The organism is Mesorhizobium kowhaii (genome assembly GCF_003253745.1).
In the GTDB taxonomy this organism is placed as follows: domain Bacteria; phylum Pseudomonadota; class Alphaproteobacteria; order Rhizobiales; family Rhizobiaceae; genus Mesorhizobium; species Mesorhizobium kowhaii.
This window is the reverse complement of the sequence record NZ_MZXV01000085.1, coordinates 306,290-321,484: the sequence shown is the minus strand read 5'-3', so window position 1 is coordinate 321,484 and position 15,195 is coordinate 306,290. Positions and strand designations below refer to the sequence as shown.

Sequence of the window (15,195 nt, the reverse complement as noted above, 5' to 3'; positions counted from 1 at the left end):
CGGCGGTGCACTGATGGCGAACCCCTTCCGCTTCCGCATCACCGCGCCGGAGGGCGAGATCGAGCGCGCCATGCGGAAGAATTACCACGTCATGGCGAAGGCGGCGCAAGGCGCCATGAACCAGGCCGCGACCAACATCAAAAAGGAAGGCCGCGCCGACATCATGGGCGCCGGCTTTTCGAAGCGGTTCGCGAATAGCTTCCGCGTGAACGTCTACCCCAAACGCAAGGAATCAGTCGGCGCCGCCGCGCTGGTGTTCGACGCTATCAAATACGCTGACATTTTCGAGACTGGCGGCACGATCCACGGCAAGCCGATGCTCTGGCTTCCGCTGCCGACCGCACCGAAAAAGATCGGCCGGCAACGCATGACCCCGGAATTGTACGTCCGGCAAATCGGGCCATTGTTCCCGATCAACCGGGCAGGCAAGCGGCCGCTCCTAGCCGCCAATATCGGCGTTTCGGCACGGCAGCGGGCTTCCGGCAAGGTGGGCAAGATCACCAATGCGAAGCTGCGCAAGGGCGCCAGCGGCTCGGGGCCAAGGCAGGCAGTTCCACTGTTTGTCGGCGTCGATGACGTCACCCTGAAAAAGCGCTTCAACCTGCGGAGAATTACCGCTGCCAACGCTGCGAAGCTTGGCCAGTACTTCGCCGAAAATCTCAAGGACGAATGACCATGGCTGACCAGATCAAAACTCGCATCTCGTTCGAGGGTGTCGCCGGCATCGTGGCTGACCTGAAGGCGCTGGGACAGGCTGGCGAGCGAGCTTTCAAAGATATCCAGGCCGCCGTGAACAAGGCCGATCTTGCCAAGTTCTCAGCGTCGCTCGGCAAGGCTCGCAGCGATATCACCTCATTCGTCCGAAATGTCGCCATCTTGGGCACGGCGATCACTGGCGCAGCGGTCGGCGCTGGCGCTGCGGTGCTCGAACTGGCGTCTTCCGCTGGTGAACTCGCCGACAATGCCGGCAAGGCTGCGCAGTCGGCCGGGTTGACGACCGAGGCCTACACCAAGCTGGCCTTCGCCGCGAAGATGTCGAATATCGAGCAGGGCAACTTCGATGCCGGCATGGCCAAGCTCAACAAGACGATCGGGGCTGCTGCCCAGGGCTCGAAAACGGCAGTCGGCCTGTTCCAGAAATTGGGCGTTTCCATTCGCGATTCTGCTGGCAACTTGCGCACGCCCGACGCCATCCTGCTCGACGTCGCTGACGCCTTTTCGAAGCTGCCTGACGGCGCCTTGAAAAGCGCGCTCGCAATCCAGTTGTTCGGCAAGGCCGGAGCCCAATTGCTGCCGTTTTTGAACGAGGGCAAGAAGGGCTTGATCGATCTTGGCGCTGAGGCGAAGGCGCTCGGCGTCACGCTGACTGATGCTCAAGCAAAGATTGGCGACAACCTCGGCGACGCGCTCGACAGCGTCGGCTTTGCCGCGCGCGGCGTGAAGTTGCAGCTCGGGCTGCTCTTCGCCCCGGCGATCACCCAAGCGGCCACGGCACTCACGGAGCGTATCAAGCAGCTCCGTCCGGCAATCCAGGGCTTTGCCCAGGACATCGCCAACAAGGCGCTTCCGGTGATGCTCGACTTCGTCAATGCCTTGACCGGCAATGACGCGAAGGTGCAGAATCATTGGATCATCGAGTGGCGGGACGATGCCATCGCCTTCGGGCAGTCGATGACCCAGGCCGCGACCATCGTCCTGGCAGCAATCGACAAGCTTCGAGCGGGTCTAGACCTAACCGCAACGGCGCTCAACTCCGTGCTCGGCACCCACATTTCCGGTGACGCCATCGGCCTGGTGCTTATCGCGGGCCAGATCACCGGCGGTTTCAGGGCGCTCTACAGCGCCGTCATCGCGGCGAAGGACGGCATTGTCTTGCTGTTCGGGCTGGCACGCGCAAATCCATGGATTGCGGCAATCACCGTCATTGCCAGCGGCATCGCTCTTTGGGCGACGCGCACAGACGCGGCAACGGCGGCACTACAGCGCCACGAGGGCTTGGTCGAGGGTGTCAAGGACGCCTATGCGAGGGCTGGCAACGCGGTCAAGAACATGACCGACGAGATCCGCAACGGTCTCATCATTCAACAGCGTGCGGCCTTGCAAGACCTCGTGCCGGCGTTCGAGGCCGAGATCAAGCGACTGCGGGAACTGGCGGCGGCACCGGCAAAGGAGAACCCGTTCTCCCAGGCTCTTCGCGATTTCGCCGCCGGCGGCAGCCTTGAGGCGTATTTGGCGGCGATCAAGAAGATCGGTGCCGCGAATCCTGAACTGAACGCTGCGGCGGATGCCTTCGTGCATCTGACCGACACTGCCACAGGGCTGCAGGACAAGATCAAGCCGTCGGCCGACTTCCTCGATCTTCTCACCGGCAAGATCAGCGATGCCGCCTTCCAAGCGCGCCAAGCCGGCGCGGGCTTCCAGACGCTCGGCACCGATGCCAATGCGGGCCTGACCAATGCAGGCGCCGCTGCTGACGCGACAAAGGCCAAGGTCGAGGCTTTGGGCCAGTCGATCACCGTGATCAGAGGCGGCGGCGATAAGCTCACGACCGAGACGTTCAACGTCGTCAATGGCATTGCCCAGCGGACGCAGGAGGGCAAGAAAGCCGTCGACGACTTGAAGTCCAGCGTCGACAGCACCAGCGACGCGGTCGACGGCGTCAGCGACGAGATCACCAACAGCATCGGCACCATAGCGCCGGCCGCACAGGAGGCCGCCAGCGGCTTCAACAGCTCTCTAGGCAATCTCGACGCTGGTGCTGCCCAGGCCGCCGCAGAGGCCATCGTTGCGCCCTTCGAGACGCTGCCGGGCAAGTTGTCAGCAATCCTCAACGGCATGCGCGCTCTGCTTCAGGGCGGGTTCTCTGGCTTGCAGAGCATCGTCACCAGCTTGGCCAGCCAGATCGAGTCCGCAATCGCCCGTATCATGGCATCGCTCCGGGCGGCAGCGGCAGCGGCACAGTCGCTCCGGGCACAGGCGGCCGGCTCGTCATCTTCGGACTCGGGCGGTTCTCATGGCGGCTTCGCGGCCGGCGGCTCTGTGCGTGGCCCAGGCGGCCCGCGAGACGACAGCATTTTGGCCTGGCTCTCAAATGGCGAATTCGTGCTGCAGGCGCGCGCGGTGCAGCGGCTCGGCCTCGACTTTGTCACTGCGCTCAACAATGGCTTTGTGCCATCGCTCAAAGGACTACGCGGCTTTTCGATGGGCGGACTGGCCGACGGCTTCAACCGCTCGATGTCGCAACTCGCGATTCCGCGCTTTGCCACCGGTGGCCTTGCGACTGCTTCGGCGTCGTCTTCTACCAGCGGCCGGACGCCGTTCATCCTGCAACTGCCCAGCGGCGAGCAGATCGATGACATGACAATTGGAAATATCGCTTTGAACCGCCTGCAGAAGCTCGCAGTCAGCAGCGGCGTGCTCACCACGGGTCGCAAGCCGAGAAGGGGAAGTTGATGACCACTTTTGATGAGAGCCTGATTCCCGACTTCGATACGAAGACGATCCCGAAGCCCGGCGATCAGCACGACCCTACGGTGCGCGCTCACCAGGCGACGTTTCAGGAGCGGTTCGGCGACTTCCCAAGCCGGCATGTGGTCGGCCTTCAATTCGGGCCAGCGCCGAAGGGAGAATGGGTCGGCCTCATTGTGGAGCTCGAAGACGGCTCGGCCGTCAAGGCAGCGATCCCGTTCACATTGTGGCAGGCCTTCGGCAACGAATACGCGCTTGCCATGATGACGGCGGCCGAGATCGTGCAGATGGCCTACGGGCCATCCGAGGGGCAGGCATGATCGCCTGGCTCGCCTTCACCCTGTCCGCTGGCGTCGTCTTGGCGCTGGCTTGGTGGCCGGCCTAGGGGCGATTGACGTTTTGTGCTGGCTGTGATCCCTTCAAAAGAAAAAGGAGGGAACCAACCCCCATGAAGAAGAAGCTGAAATTCAATTCAGCCAAGGCGCGTAGCGAACTGGTCGAGCTCCAAGGCGGGAAATGCTGCTATTGCAGGAAGCCCTTCGCCGAGACCAGACCGAAGCAACCCACCCTTGAGCACAAGAAGCCCAAAATGTATGGCGGCACCAACGAGCGGTCCAATCTGGCCGCCGCCTGTTGGCAGTGCAATCAGCGTCGCGGCCGGCAAATGAACGCCACCAAGCAGCGGAAAGAAGCCAAGGCCTAGGCACAAGGCGGGCGCCAGGACGCGCGGGGCGCTTCGGCGCTGTAGGAGAGCGGCCGACCGAAACGCGCGCTGGCGGGGCTATCTGAGGACTCGCGAAATGCGCCATTGAGCGTATTCTATCTTCGTCGGCGCTCGTGAGGGGCAATCGCCGCTTGGGAGACTAGACTGCACTCTCGCCCATTTTGAGGGAGGCAGAGATGCTACGTATCCCGCAAAGCCAATTCCTAAGCCCGGAAGATTTGGCGACCTGTCAGCGTGTATTCGACCGGATATGCGCAGATGCCAGGTTGGACCGCAAATCGGTGGATGGCGAGCTTCTGGCGTCAACCGTGCTGGCCATCTTTCAAAGCGGAACCGCCATTGACGATGCTGAATTGCTGGCCGCAGTACGAGCGCGGCGCAAAGACTTCACGAAGCTCCTTGGCTGACCAGCCGTAGGGGAATGGCTGCTACAGATTCCTGTAGGAGACCCGCCCTTCCATAAGGCGGGCCGCTACTGACCTTTACCGTCCGGTCGGCATTAGGGCTTCTTCCGCTTCTTTAAGAGGGTTACTAGCACGGTCCGCATTGACGAGTGCTCTGGGCTATCGAGTTCCACGTCCCAATCACCGTTGATCTGGTGCTGCCAAGGGAACTGCGCGTCTCGCAAAGCCAGTCGAAACGCTTTCGGATCAACACCGACGGACCGAGCCATTTCTGCGGCGCTTGTCAGCTTGTTGGTCATGACGCCTCCTAAGCATGTCCGCTTATGAGTGTGCGCTAATCTTGGTGAACGAACGGTGAATGGGCCGCTACCCAGCCATAGGGGGAATGGGCGGCGATATAATCGATTACAGGCACGGCAGAGCACGCGGTCAACTCTGACTGGTCTACCATCCCGCGCAACCAACCTCCTCCTCCGCTCGTTGACGCTATGCTGGTTGATCCCAGCGCACTCCAGACCCTGCCCGCCCGTATCCCATTCCGGGCGGGCCTTTTTCCTGACCGTTGGAACATTGTCGCGCCGACGACGTTCGGCTGGATCACTGTCCCCCAGTGATTCCCCAAGCTGGCCCGCTGCCGAAAGGTGGCGGGCTTTTTCGTTGTAGCGATGCGGGAAACTTTTCCCCAAAATATTCGTTCACTGCAATGAAGCTGCTGCTCTAGCAGCTTTTAACAGGGAGGAATTTCCATGAACTTCAAAATGCTCACGATGGGCGCGATGGCGCTTGCGATGATGACTGGCTCAGCTCTTGCTGGCAATACGTCGGCGCTCGATGACCCGGCGAAGATGTCTCCCTTCTTCACCGATGCCGGCATGAAGACCATGAAGTCGGAAGCCGAGTTCAAGGCGGCGTGGATGGCGATGAAGGAAGACGAACGCGCCGGGATGATGAAGGAATGCGGCGACGAAGCCATCGCCAAAGCGCACGACAATTTCTGCAAGATGACCAAGCAGCTCGGCGGCGCCAACTAGCCGCAGCCAACGCTGTATTGTGAATGAGGTGGCGCGCTGAGGGGCGCGCCATTTCGTCATATCTACGCCCGCTGCCTGGCGGGCTTTCGTTTGACAGAATGGTCCTTACTTACGGTCAAAACGAACGTTAAGCCCATGCTCGACGGCGCATTTCGCAATCATGTTATCAAGGGCCTGATCCCCGATCGGTGGGGAAATAAACTGGCGGATCGTTTTGCCGGCAAGCTCAGTAGACACGAAATCGTGGTTCTTTTTCCTTGCTTCGACGTACTGCTCCACCAGAATTTTCAGTCGCCGTTCCGCAATATCCCCTGCGAACATAACGGTTTCCTTTCGAAGGTGCGTAGGTTGACCAGCGGCTTGCGAGACGCCGCCAATGCGGAACAGCGGCCCGGCGTCGCATCGAGGGGGGACTGGCGCCGAGCCTAACCGGCGCGTAGGGGGTGGCGGTTGTGCCGGCTGACTTCAATATAGGCTCTCTCATGCATCATCGCTTGCTAATTTAGTAAAATGATCATGTTCCGTTCCCCTAGCCGTCTAATCGGAGGGGGCTAGACTCGATTCCGTGCGTCAAAAGCGAGTGGGAGCCGGCGGCCGGCTGGATTTCATCGAACCGTTACTGCCGACCTTGGTGGAGAAGCCTCCCGAGGGAGGCGAATGGATTCACGAGGTCAAGTTCGACGGCTATCGATCGCAGATCGTCTTTGACGCCGGCAAGGTCCGCATCTTCACCATGAACGGTCACGACTGGACGTCGAAGTACCGGGACCTCGCCGCGGCGGCCAAGGCGCTCGACGCCGAAAGCGCCATCATCGACGGCGAGATCGTCGTTCTGAACGAAGCCGGCCTTTCAGACTTCGCGGCCTTGCGGAAGGCGATCACGCAGCGCCAGCACGACCTCTATTTCGTCGCCTTCGATCTGCTGCATCTCAATGGTCACGACCTTCGCGACATGCCTCTGGAGGACCGGCGTGAGATCCTTCACGGCCTGATCGAACCGGACAGCCACATCCAGTTCAGCGAGGCGCTGCCGGGCGACGCCAAGGCCATTTTCCATCTGGTCGACCAGGCGGGGCTTGAAGGGATGGTGTCGAAGCGCCGGGACAGCAAGTACCGCAGCGGCCGATCGACTGCATGGTTGAAGATCAAGGCCTTCACCGAAAGCGAGTTTGAATTGCTCGGCGTCGAGCGGGAGAACGGCAAGCCTGCCTTTGCGCTCATGGCCGAGCGGGGCACTGGCCGCTATGTCGGCTCGGCTTTCATCACCTTGAACCGTGAGATGCGCGAGCGGCTATGGACACGCGTCCAGGACCATGCGGGGACCGCGCCAAAGGGCATGAAGCGGCCGGCGACGCAATGGGTCAAGCCGGGCTTAATCGGCCGTGTGAAGCACCTACGCGGCGAGGAAGACCTTCGCCACGCTTCGCTCCAGGATTTTCGGGAGGAGTGAGGAGATGCAATTGATCATCGGTCTCGTTGTCCTGATAGTCTTAAGTGCAGCGGGAACCGCTATAGCGTTGATAGCTACGTCCACCCAACTGCTCATCCATGAGGAAAAGGAAGCATCGGGCTTGTTCGCGTGCCAATATTTCACCGGAACAGGCGTGGAGCTCAACCATTCCAAAACCCGCTGCGAGCGGTTCGCCCTCGTAGCGAAATAAACGAGATGGCGCTCTCTCTGCTCTGATGGCCTTGCCGGCGCCATCGATATCAGGAATATGATCCTTCGTTGCGGCGAGCCCTTCAACGGAGATCGCCATGCCTCAAAAAACCCTCGCCGACACCCTGGCCGCTAGCGAAAGCCTCTATGTCAACTGCGGGCACCCGATGTGCTGCAAGTCGACCAAGCTCGATGTTCCTGCATTGATCGACAGGCTCGGAGCTGATCACGGCTCGATGCATTGGGATTTGGTTGGCCTTTTCGGCTGCTACGAAGGCATCCAGGCGAGGAGCAACCGCGACTGGAAGCCGACTTTCGAATAGAAGGGCGATTGGCGCGGCAGCGAAGGAAGCGCCAATGTGCCCCTCAATGGGTCACAATGGGTTGGCACGGTTATTGCGTCATCGAAAACAGCAGGGGCGAACCAACACCCCCGGCAAGTCCCGCGATCCCTAGGGACGGCCCGCCGCTGCCGTGAATGGAGCGGCGGGTTACACGCCTTTAACAAGGCGAAGAATGACCGAGGCGAAACAGTTTGTGATCGTCACGCAGGGCGAAAGGCCAGCAACACAGTTTTCCGACTTGCCTTCGGCCGCTATCGTTTGGGCAATGCCCGTCAATCGAAATCGATACCTCGTCGTCATCGAGCGCAGCGGTGAAATCATCGCCCGCGAAGCAGTTACCGCGCCACGCGAAGTTGACGCGCGGATCGAAGCTGCGAACCGCCATCGCGGAATTTCATTGTCCGACGAATCGCTAAAGGTCCGCGTCACGATTTCCACAGGCCGGCGCGTAGCAGGTAAGTTTGCCAAATTGTACGCCGACAAACCGCGCGGTATAGGAAAGCCTCTTTCCGTTCGCGAAACGTTCAAGAGACGTTCTTACGTTAGGGAATGTTTAAACAACCGCAGCTAATCGACCGTGTCGCGCACCCGCTTCTTTCGTGTCGGCGGCCGGTATTTTTCCACCAGCCGAACCTTGTCGATGCTGACCGTCACCAGCGGCCCCAGGGCGATCGTCACGCTATCCTCGTCGATACGGGTGACCTCGCCAGTCAACTCTAACTGCAGGCCGCGCTTGACCTTGGACGAGTCGCGGATGGAGTGCGGGAAGTCGTAGGATGGAATCGAAACGCTAACGGTGTCGTCATCGACCCGCCGCCGCACGGTGGCTGTTACCGCCACCAGATCACCAATGCCAATTCCCCGCACCATGTAGAGGATTCTGGAGCGCGAGGGGCATTAGTCAAGCGCTTGCTAATATTCGACTGGAGGCGCAAACTCGCTTGCCGTCGCTCATAGCTGGACCGCGCTCGGAAAGCTCTTAGATTGAACATTTGTGTGTCAACCGATGGGAGGACTTCGAGATGCATAGTTTGCGTGTTGTGATCCTCCTGGCTGGCATCGTGGTCACCTCGTCATTTGCGCAGGCAGCAGGCGACAGCATCGCCGGTCAGAAAGTCATTGTGAAATGCCAAGGGTGCCACGGCAAGGATGGCCTCGGCAGAGCTCTGCCCGGCGGTGGCGAAGCGCCCAATATCGCCGGGCAGAAGTACGACTATCTCGTCCACTCGCTGATGGCTTACAAGGCCAGAGAGCGCAAGAGTTCAATGATGTCGTTGGTCGTCAAGAACCTGAGCGATGAAGACATCGCCAATGTTGCGGCTTACTATGCCGCGATCAAGATTACCGTCGAAGCTCCGCAGTGACATCACTGTGCCGGGCGGGGGCCTTGCGGAATCGACCTAGCCGAACCCCTTGGACCGCGTGGCTGGTCCGTTCGCACTGCGCTGAAATTTCGGAAGGGGGGTTGTCGGGAAAATCAGCCTCAACGCCATAGGCAGCAAGGGGTTGCGGGCGAAAAAACCCGTGCTGGAACGCGCGCTGGCGGGGCTGCCAGATGCCAAATAAGAAAAGCCCGGTGCGGGGGAGCTCCGGGCTTTTCGTTGTGGAAGTTGTCGCGCTTACGGGCCGACACGTCAAACATACATCAGCATTTATGAATAGATCGTTGCCGAGATTGAGGAGATCACGCCGAAGCCGAAAAGAGGCGCTAGGCTTCAGTGTGGCTTCGGTCTGTTGCTCATGTAATCTATGGCCACGACCGCGATGAACGCCAAAATGGCGATGGCTGTTCCACCTACCCAAATAACAGACATTTTGCCCTCCCCCGAGCGAGACACCCTACGCCCAGAGAGGTAGAGCCGCAATCCGGCCAGGCAATTTCTGGCGCGTCGTCGACCTTTTACATCGATCCGAAGATCACGCTGATGAGCTAGGGGGCAACGCTTCACGAGGTGATGATCCACGACCATTTGAATTGCGGTGCGGGTGCTGACTGATTACCTAACCGCCCATGGACAGGCTGACAATCACGCTCTGGATTATGCTAGCGGTGCTGATCCTGATTGTTGTCTATCTGTGGTACGCGCCGGACTTGGCGGATTGGACAATACGACTTTGACGGGCGTGTCGTGGGAAGCGTCATCCGCCGCCCTTCCGCAGCCTCACCCCGGCGCCGCCGCCGTTCTCGGCGATGAACTCGACGCCGGCCGCTTCGAGGGCGCGGCGGATTGCGTCCACAGTACGCTCTTGTGCAGCGAGCGGACCAAATTGCGTTTCGAGCCGTTTTATCGAGGGCAACGAGACCATCGACGCGGCTGCCAGGTCACGTTGTTCCCACCGGATTAGCGCCCTCGCAGCCCTAACTTGTTCGCTCGTAAGCGCATTCACTTTGATACCTCAGGTATTGACAATGCCTCTAAGATAAATAATACCTCAGGTATCGCATAACGCGACAAAGGGAGCAATAGCATGAACACCATGACGACGGCCGCCACCACCAAGGAAAAGATGACCTTCTTTAATCTGGAGCCGCTGATCTGTGACGCGGACAACATGCTCGACGTTCTCGTGAACATGATGGAACATATGCACCTAACCGACAAATTGGCCGAAGGCTCCAATCACGTGCTGACCGATGGTGAGGCCAACCACCTTTTCTTCATTGCCTGTCAGGCAGAGGCGATGACGCACAAATTGAAGAAAGCCTATTACGAGGTTTGGGACAACGAACGCGGCGAAGGCGGTTTGCCCATCGCTGGTCAACTCGGGACCTTGATCGCCGCGCATGTGGAGGCTCTGCGGCATTATGATGCCACGCCCGGCGATAACCCGAAGTCGCCGGCCGTGGCGCGGGCGAACGCACTCGTCACCAAGACGCGCCAAGCCCTGTTCGATCATCGGCCGACGAACATGGCCGAAGCCGCGCGCAAGGGCGAGTTCATGGCATCGTGCAGGACGTTCATCGAATGGGACGACTTTGATCAGGTGCAGTTGATAAGCGCTCTGACGCCGAAAGAGCGTAACTGAACATCGGCAAATTTGCCGACCTAGCCCGCTGCCTCACGGTGGCGGGCTTTCCTTATCTTGTGGCAGAAAAGTCACGCTGCTTGAATATGCAGAGCTTCAACCTGCGCGAGCTTATTATCGAGCTAAGTGGGGCGTAGCGTTATTCACGGGCAAAGGGGAGCCCGTCCTCCCGAACTAGCGCCCGCTGCCCTCTCAGGTGGCGGGCTTTTTCAATTGCCCATCGTCGGCTTCTTTGAAGCCGCAGATCTTGCAATGGTAAGCATGGTCTGGCTCCTCCACGAAAAGGAGCCACTTGATAGCGCCGCGTTCCTGCCAACAGATTGGGCAGGAGTAATCGCTTCCGTACTTCGGCTTGTAAATTTTTAGGCGCTCGGCAGCCATATCTGACGCCTTGAGATGCTCGGACAACTCAGCCAGACTTTTGTAGGTTTCCGCGATTTGGTTTCGCAGTGTTTCTCCGTGCGCGGCCTGGGCGAGCGCTTTTTCCTTCGCGCGAACAACGAGTTTCGCAGCAAACCCTTGCATAGCAACACCTCGCGTCCGTGTCGGACCTGCCGATAGTCGCAGGAAAGGATTGGCACCGCAATTGGAACCGGCCGGCAGGCGGCCCGCGATAGGCGGGCTTTCTCGTTGCAAGGCTGCTGACATGGTGCTGACACGGGCGATTATTGAAGAGACGGAGCAGTGCCAAATTCCGTCTAACTACTTGAAATTATTGGCGATCCCGACAGGATTCGAACCTGTGACCATCGGCTTAGAAGGCCGGTGCTCTATCCAGCTGAGCTACGGGACCGCTGGCCGGCCGCTGGGCCGGCTGGATACTTGGCGCTAGCCGCCGGTCAATGCGTCCAGGGCGTCCTGCGGTCATAGCGGAAATTCTCCGCATAGGAAATCTGGCGGCGCTTGGTCTCTTTCGGCTCCTCGACGCGGTAGGCGAGCGCTTCCTTTTCGGCGTAGGCCACCGCCTCTTCCCTCGTGTCGAAGGTGAGCCTGATCTGGCTCCTCATGTCTCCCGACGTGGTGTAGCCCATCAGGGGATCAATCTTCTTGCGCATCTCAGGATCGAATTCCAGCACCCAATGGCCGGTCTTGGCCTTACCGGACTGCATCGCGGTTTTGGCTGGGCTGAAAATGCGCGCGGACATGGCCACCTCGTTATTGTGCAAGGCAGCATCGCCACCCTTCGTCGTCATTACTGCGCAATGCGCACGGCGGCAAGGTTTTTGCACTTGCCATGCAACACCGAAATGAATAGGCAACAGACCGTTCGGAGTGTAGCGCAGCCTGGTAGCGCATCTGGTTTGGGACCAGAGGGTCGGGAGTTCGAATCTCTCCACTCCGACCATCCTCTCATATTCCACGAGATCTAGGCGCCTATGCCCGCGACGAGAGCCGCAACCACGGCCGTCGCATCTGTCATTCCCTTGATCGTCTTCGTTTCGTCGGAGAATGCGATCCAGCCCTCATTGAAGCCATCGAGCATGCGCAGGCGCGGTTGCGGGTTCTTCATGCCTTGCGAACGGAAAAGCGTTTCCCAGGTTTCGCGCGGCACCGGCATGGCGCGCACCGGCTTGCCAAGTACAGCGGCGAAAGCTGCGGCAAGGTCGTCAGGAGATACGCGGGCCGGGCCTTCCAGTTCGACAATGCGTATGCCGGTCCAGTCCTGCTGGATGAGTTCCGCCGCCGCTCGCCCGACATCCTCGGCGGCAACCATCGGCAGCGCCCTGTCCGTCGGCACCAGGAAACTTTGGATCAGCCCCGTTTCACGGGCCGATGTCACATCCCAGACGGCATTGTCGAGAAACCAGGCGGGCCGCAGGAAGGTGAGTGCCGCCGGGAGCGCGCTCAGCGCGGCCTCCATCATCGTGCGCTGTGACAGCAGATTGTCCTGAACCGCATCGGCGCCGACGGTCGACAGGCAGACGACCCGCGCGGGTCTTGAGGCTTTCAACGCCGCCGCGACGCTGTCGATGACCGCTTGCGCTTCGGGATAGCCGGGCTCGGGATCGAACACCGGCGGTGGCAGGATAAATAGGGCCGTTGCACCGTTGAAGGCTTCGGTCAGCGCTACGGCATCCTCCATGGCGGCGACCGCGACCTCACAACCGAGTGCCGCCCATTGCTGGCCCTTTGCCGCGTCGCGCACAACAGCGCGGACAGGCTGACCCTTTGCAAGCAAAGCACGCGCCAAGGCGCCACCAACTTTGCCGGTAATGCCGGTGATTGTATACATGATCCGTCTCCATTCTTTCGGGGCCACGCCTTTGCGGTGCGGGATGGCGGATCTTTAGCCGGGCACTCATTGTTGCAGTGAGTGCCATTAAGTCATATCATTGATGATCTAAAATCAACGGAGAACCAAATGGCGTTTGATGGACGCGTGATCTCCAATGTCGGCGTACTGGCCGCGATCGCCGAAGGCGGCAGCTTTGCCCGGGCGGCGGACGCACTCGGCCTGTCGCGCTCGGGCGTCAGCCGCGCTGTCTCGCGCCTCGAGACCCGCGTTGGCGTCCGCCTGCTCGACCGGACGACGCGAGCGGTGTCGCTGACCGACGAGGGCCGCCGGCTTTACGCCGAGGTTGCGCCGCTGCTGACAGGAATCGAAGACGCGGTAACCGTCACCTCCGGCACGTCTGTCGCGGTGCGCGGCCGGCTGCGCGTCAACGTCGATGCGTTCTTCTCGCGCCAGCTGTTCACGCCGCATATCCGTGAATTCTTGTCGCTCTATCCCGACCTCTCGCTGGAGCTGGTCGCCCGCGACCAGCTGGGGGATCTGGTGGGCGAAGGATTTGACATCGCTGTCCGCTTCGGAACACCGCCAGTGTCGTCCCTGGTGGCGAGGAAACTCATCGACACGCGCACGGTGACGGTCGCCGCGCCGGCCTACCTGAAGGCACATGGGTGTCCGGCCGTTCCCTCCGACCTGGTCGATCATGCCTGCATCCAGGTTCGGGATTCGCTGACCGGTCAGCCAATCGAGGAGTGGCGGTTTCGACGCGCCGCCGCGATCATTGACGTCAGGACCACGGGCCGCCTCATGGTCACCGAGTTTGGCACGATGCTCGGTGCCTGCCTTGACGGCGTCGGCATCGCCAGGATCAAGGCAATCGGCGTGCAGCACCTCATCCGGCAAGGCGCTCTGGTGGAAATTCTGCCGGACTGGCATGGCGAGAGCTTTCCGCTTTACGCACTCTACCCATCGCGCCATCTGCCGCCCGCCAAGGTGCGCGCCTTCATCGACTTTGTTCAGTCGCATCTGGGTTGAAGGCCGACAGGTCTGGACCACCCTCTCACCGTCCTTGAAAATCGGCCTTGACTTTTTAAGACGACCGGTCATATTGCTCTCATGGCACGAGGGAGCACCAAGGAACAGATCATCGTGGCGGCCGTGGAAACCCTGCACCAGAAGGGCTTCAACGGCACCAGCGTGCAGGACATCACCGAAGCGGCGCAAGTGCCGAAGGGGTCGTTCTACAATCATTTCGACAGCAAGGAGACGCTCGCCGTCGAGGCCCTGGAGCGCTATTGGCAGAAGGTGCTTAACGGGTTGAGCACGCTCGGCGACGAGAAGACGCCTGCTGTCGTCAGGCTGAATCGGTATTTTCAGCACCTGAACGACGTCGCACGCCAGGCCGGGTACCGGACCGGCTGCATGATCGGCAATATGAGCGCGGAAATGCCGGACCAGAGCCGCGCGGTTCGGGAGCGGCTGGCGGTGCTGCTGGCGGCGTGGAGCCGCGCCATCGAATCCTGTGTCAGGGAGGCGCAAGCCGATGGAACGGTGCGGCGCGACATGGAAGCCAGGACCATCGCCATGTTTCTGCTCAACTCCTGGGAAGGCGCGATGATGCGCGCGAAGGTGGACAAGGATGCCGTGGCGCTGACGGCATTCGTGGACGTCGCGTTCGGCGCCTTGGTGACCTGAGGCGTATCCTTTTTTTTGCGACTGCTTTAAGATGACCGGTCATATTGATCGACGCTTACCCCACTCAGTCGGGATCAAAACCATGAAGTTCAATGACACAGCCCCCCTTCTTCCCAAGCCAGATGGCCCTCCGCCATGGCTGGCGAAACTTGCCGAGGACGCCACGCTCGAAGCGACCGTGCTGAGACGACCGGTGGAAGGCAGAGCAAACATTCTGGCGCTGCTGAAGCAGGCCATGCCGCTCTACGATTTCCAGGACTTCACCTATCGTGGTGACTTCGGCGCTGCGTTCTTCATGGAATCGTATCGTGCCGAGATTCGTGGCGTTCCGATCGAATGCTCAGTCCTCGTGCATATGAACGCACAAGGCGAAGCGGACTCGATCCTGGTCAACCACCGCCCGCTCGATGCCGCGCTGCTGTTTTCCCGCCTGATGTGGGAACAGGTTGGAAACGGCTTTGGTGACCTCTATTTGACCGGACCGCAGGCCGACGCTTTGCAGAAGGTGACCGATCCGAAAGCCTGAGCGGCCTCCCCCACACAATCAGTAGAGCCGTCGGCCTTGCCGACGATCAATGGCGGCTGACCGCGATCCTGCGGCTGTGCCATGCA

General features: G+C 60.3%; 21 protein-coding genes and 2 tRNA genes. 15 read left to right on the top strand and 8 right to left on the bottom strand.

The window, feature by feature from the left end; genetic code table 11:
• Window positions 1–13: 13 nt before the first annotated feature.
• The 5 genes from B5V02_RS39685 (at window position 14) to B5V02_RS39665 (ending at window position 4,599) form a co-directional block, all read left to right on the top strand.
• Window positions 14–673 carry a DUF6441 family protein gene (locus B5V02_RS39685; RefSeq protein WP_111549329.1) on the top strand — a complete coding sequence of 220 codons (660 nt, stop codon included), beginning with the start codon at window positions 14–16 and terminating at the stop codon, window positions 671–673.
• Window positions 674–675: 2 nt separating this feature from the next.
• A complete protein-coding gene (locus B5V02_RS39680) occupies window positions 676–3,453 on the top strand; it encodes a phage tail tape measure protein (protein WP_111549328.1) in 2,778 nt (925 codons plus the stop codon).
• Window positions 3,453–3,788, top strand: a complete 336-nt coding sequence (locus B5V02_RS39675) for a hypothetical protein (RefSeq protein WP_111549327.1) — start codon at window positions 3,453–3,455, stop codon at window positions 3,786–3,788. Before B5V02_RS39680 ends, B5V02_RS39675 begins: the two co-directional genes overlap by 1 nt.
• 128 nt (window positions 3,789–3,916) lie before the next feature.
• Window positions 3,917–4,171 (top strand): HNH endonuclease, encoded by a 255-nt coding sequence (locus B5V02_RS39670; RefSeq protein ID WP_111549326.1) that lies wholly within the window; start codon window positions 3,917–3,919, stop codon window positions 4,169–4,171.
• A 197-nt stretch (window positions 4,172–4,368) separates the two neighbouring features.
• Window positions 4,369–4,599 carry an F-box protein gene (locus B5V02_RS39665; RefSeq protein ID WP_111549325.1) on the top strand — a complete coding sequence of 77 codons (231 nt, stop codon included), beginning with the start codon at window positions 4,369–4,371 and terminating at the stop codon, window positions 4,597–4,599.
• A 92-nt stretch (window positions 4,600–4,691) separates the two neighbouring features.
• Here the strand turns inward: B5V02_RS39665 and B5V02_RS39660 are convergent, their stop codons facing one another.
• A complete protein-coding gene (locus B5V02_RS39660) occupies window positions 4,692–4,895 on the bottom strand; it encodes a hypothetical protein (RefSeq protein ID WP_111549324.1) in 204 nt (67 codons plus the stop codon).
• Window positions 4,896–5,342: 447 nt separating this feature from the next.
• Here B5V02_RS39660 and B5V02_RS39655 point away from each other — a divergent pair, with 447 nt between their 5' ends.
• A complete protein-coding gene (locus B5V02_RS39655; RefSeq protein WP_111549323.1) occupies window positions 5,343–5,627 on the top strand; it encodes a hypothetical protein in 285 nt (94 codons plus the stop codon).
• 105 nt (window positions 5,628–5,732) lie between these two features.
• Here the strand turns inward: B5V02_RS39655 and B5V02_RS39650 are convergent, their stop codons facing one another.
• Window positions 5,733–5,948: a hypothetical protein gene (locus tag B5V02_RS39650; protein WP_111549322.1), complete on the bottom strand. Its 216-nt coding sequence runs from the start codon at window positions 5,946–5,948 to the stop codon at window positions 5,733–5,735.
• Between the two features lie 244 nt (window positions 5,949–6,192).
• Here B5V02_RS39650 and ligD point away from each other — a divergent pair, with 244 nt between their 5' ends.
• Window positions 6,193–7,077 carry a non-homologous end-joining DNA ligase gene (gene ligD / locus B5V02_RS39645; RefSeq protein ID WP_245446399.1) on the top strand — a complete coding sequence of 295 codons (885 nt, stop codon included), beginning with the start codon at window positions 6,193–6,195 and terminating at the stop codon, window positions 7,075–7,077.
• A gap of 40 nt (window positions 7,078–7,117) precedes the next feature.
• On the opposite strand, the gene B5V02_RS40345 is transcribed toward ligD, so the two are convergent.
• Window positions 7,118–7,387, bottom strand: coding sequence for a hypothetical protein (locus B5V02_RS40345; protein ID WP_146606230.1), 270 nt, complete (start codon window positions 7,385–7,387; stop codon window positions 7,118–7,120).
• Here B5V02_RS40345 and B5V02_RS39635 point away from each other — a divergent pair.
• Together B5V02_RS39635 and B5V02_RS39630 are read left to right on the top strand one after the other, a co-directional pair.
• Window positions 7,386–7,610, top strand: a complete 225-nt coding sequence (locus tag B5V02_RS39635; RefSeq protein WP_111549319.1) for a hypothetical protein — start codon at window positions 7,386–7,388, stop codon at window positions 7,608–7,610. The two genes, B5V02_RS40345 and B5V02_RS39635, sit on opposite strands and share 2 nt — an antisense overlap.
• A 193-nt stretch (window positions 7,611–7,803) precedes the next feature.
• Entirely contained in the window at window positions 7,804–8,202 is a 399-nt protein-coding gene (locus B5V02_RS39630; RefSeq protein WP_111549318.1) for a hypothetical protein, read from the top strand.
• Here B5V02_RS39630 and B5V02_RS39625 read toward each other — a convergent pair.
• Window positions 8,199–8,501 (bottom strand): preprotein translocase subunit YajC, encoded by a 303-nt coding sequence (locus tag B5V02_RS39625; RefSeq protein ID WP_111549317.1) that lies wholly within the window; start codon window positions 8,499–8,501, stop codon window positions 8,199–8,201. The genes B5V02_RS39630 and B5V02_RS39625 overlap by 4 nt on opposite strands.
• 152 nt (window positions 8,502–8,653) lie before the next feature.
• On the opposite strand from B5V02_RS39625, the gene B5V02_RS39620 reads away from it, so the two are divergent.
• Window positions 8,654–8,995: a c-type cytochrome gene (locus B5V02_RS39620; RefSeq protein ID WP_111549316.1), complete on the top strand. Its 342-nt coding sequence runs from the start codon at window positions 8,654–8,656 to the stop codon at window positions 8,993–8,995.
• A 1,105-nt stretch (window positions 8,996–10,100) separates the two neighbouring features.
• A complete protein-coding gene (locus B5V02_RS39610; protein WP_111549314.1) occupies window positions 10,101–10,658 on the top strand; it encodes a hypothetical protein in 558 nt (185 codons plus the stop codon).
• Between the two features lie 192 nt (window positions 10,659–10,850).
• Here the strand turns inward: B5V02_RS39610 and B5V02_RS39605 are convergent, their stop codons facing one another.
• From B5V02_RS39605 to B5V02_RS39595, 3 genes are all read right to left on the bottom strand, one after another.
• On the bottom strand, window positions 10,851–11,183 hold the full coding sequence (locus tag B5V02_RS39605) for a hypothetical protein (protein ID WP_111549313.1): 333 nt from the start codon (window positions 11,181–11,183) through the stop codon (window positions 10,851–10,853).
• Between the two features lie 191 nt (window positions 11,184–11,374).
• Window positions 11,375–11,451: transfer RNA gene (locus B5V02_RS39600), tRNA-Arg, on the bottom strand.
• 46 nt (window positions 11,452–11,497) lie between these two features.
• Entirely contained in the window at window positions 11,498–11,803 is a 306-nt protein-coding gene (locus B5V02_RS39595) for an ETC complex I subunit (RefSeq protein WP_109662967.1), read from the bottom strand.
• A 123-nt stretch (window positions 11,804–11,926) separates the two neighbouring features.
• Between B5V02_RS39595 and B5V02_RS39590 the strand changes: the two genes are divergently transcribed.
• Window positions 11,927–12,003: transfer RNA gene (locus tag B5V02_RS39590), tRNA-Pro, on the top strand.
• Window positions 12,004–12,024: 21 nt separating this feature from the next.
• Here B5V02_RS39590 and B5V02_RS39585 read toward each other — a convergent pair.
• On the bottom strand, window positions 12,025–12,891 hold the full coding sequence (locus B5V02_RS39585; RefSeq protein WP_111549312.1) for an NmrA family NAD(P)-binding protein: 867 nt from the start codon (window positions 12,889–12,891) through the stop codon (window positions 12,025–12,027).
• Window positions 12,892–13,020: 129 nt separating this feature from the next.
• On the opposite strand from B5V02_RS39585, the gene B5V02_RS39580 reads away from it, so the two are divergent.
• From B5V02_RS39580 to B5V02_RS39570, 3 genes are all read left to right on the top strand, one after another.
• The gene (locus B5V02_RS39580) at window positions 13,021–13,923 is read left to right on the top strand and encodes a LysR family transcriptional regulator (RefSeq protein WP_111549311.1); all 903 of its coding nucleotides are present in this window, start codon (window positions 13,021–13,023) and stop codon (window positions 13,921–13,923) included.
• A gap of 114 nt (window positions 13,924–14,037) precedes the next feature.
• Entirely contained in the window at window positions 14,038–14,583 is a 546-nt protein-coding gene (locus tag B5V02_RS39575; protein ID WP_245446398.1) for a TetR/AcrR family transcriptional regulator, read from the top strand.
• Window positions 14,584–14,614: 31 nt separating this feature from the next.
• A complete protein-coding gene (locus B5V02_RS39570) occupies window positions 14,615–15,109 on the top strand; it encodes a hypothetical protein (protein WP_245446397.1) in 495 nt (164 codons plus the stop codon).
• Window positions 15,110–15,195: the final 86 nt, after the last annotated feature.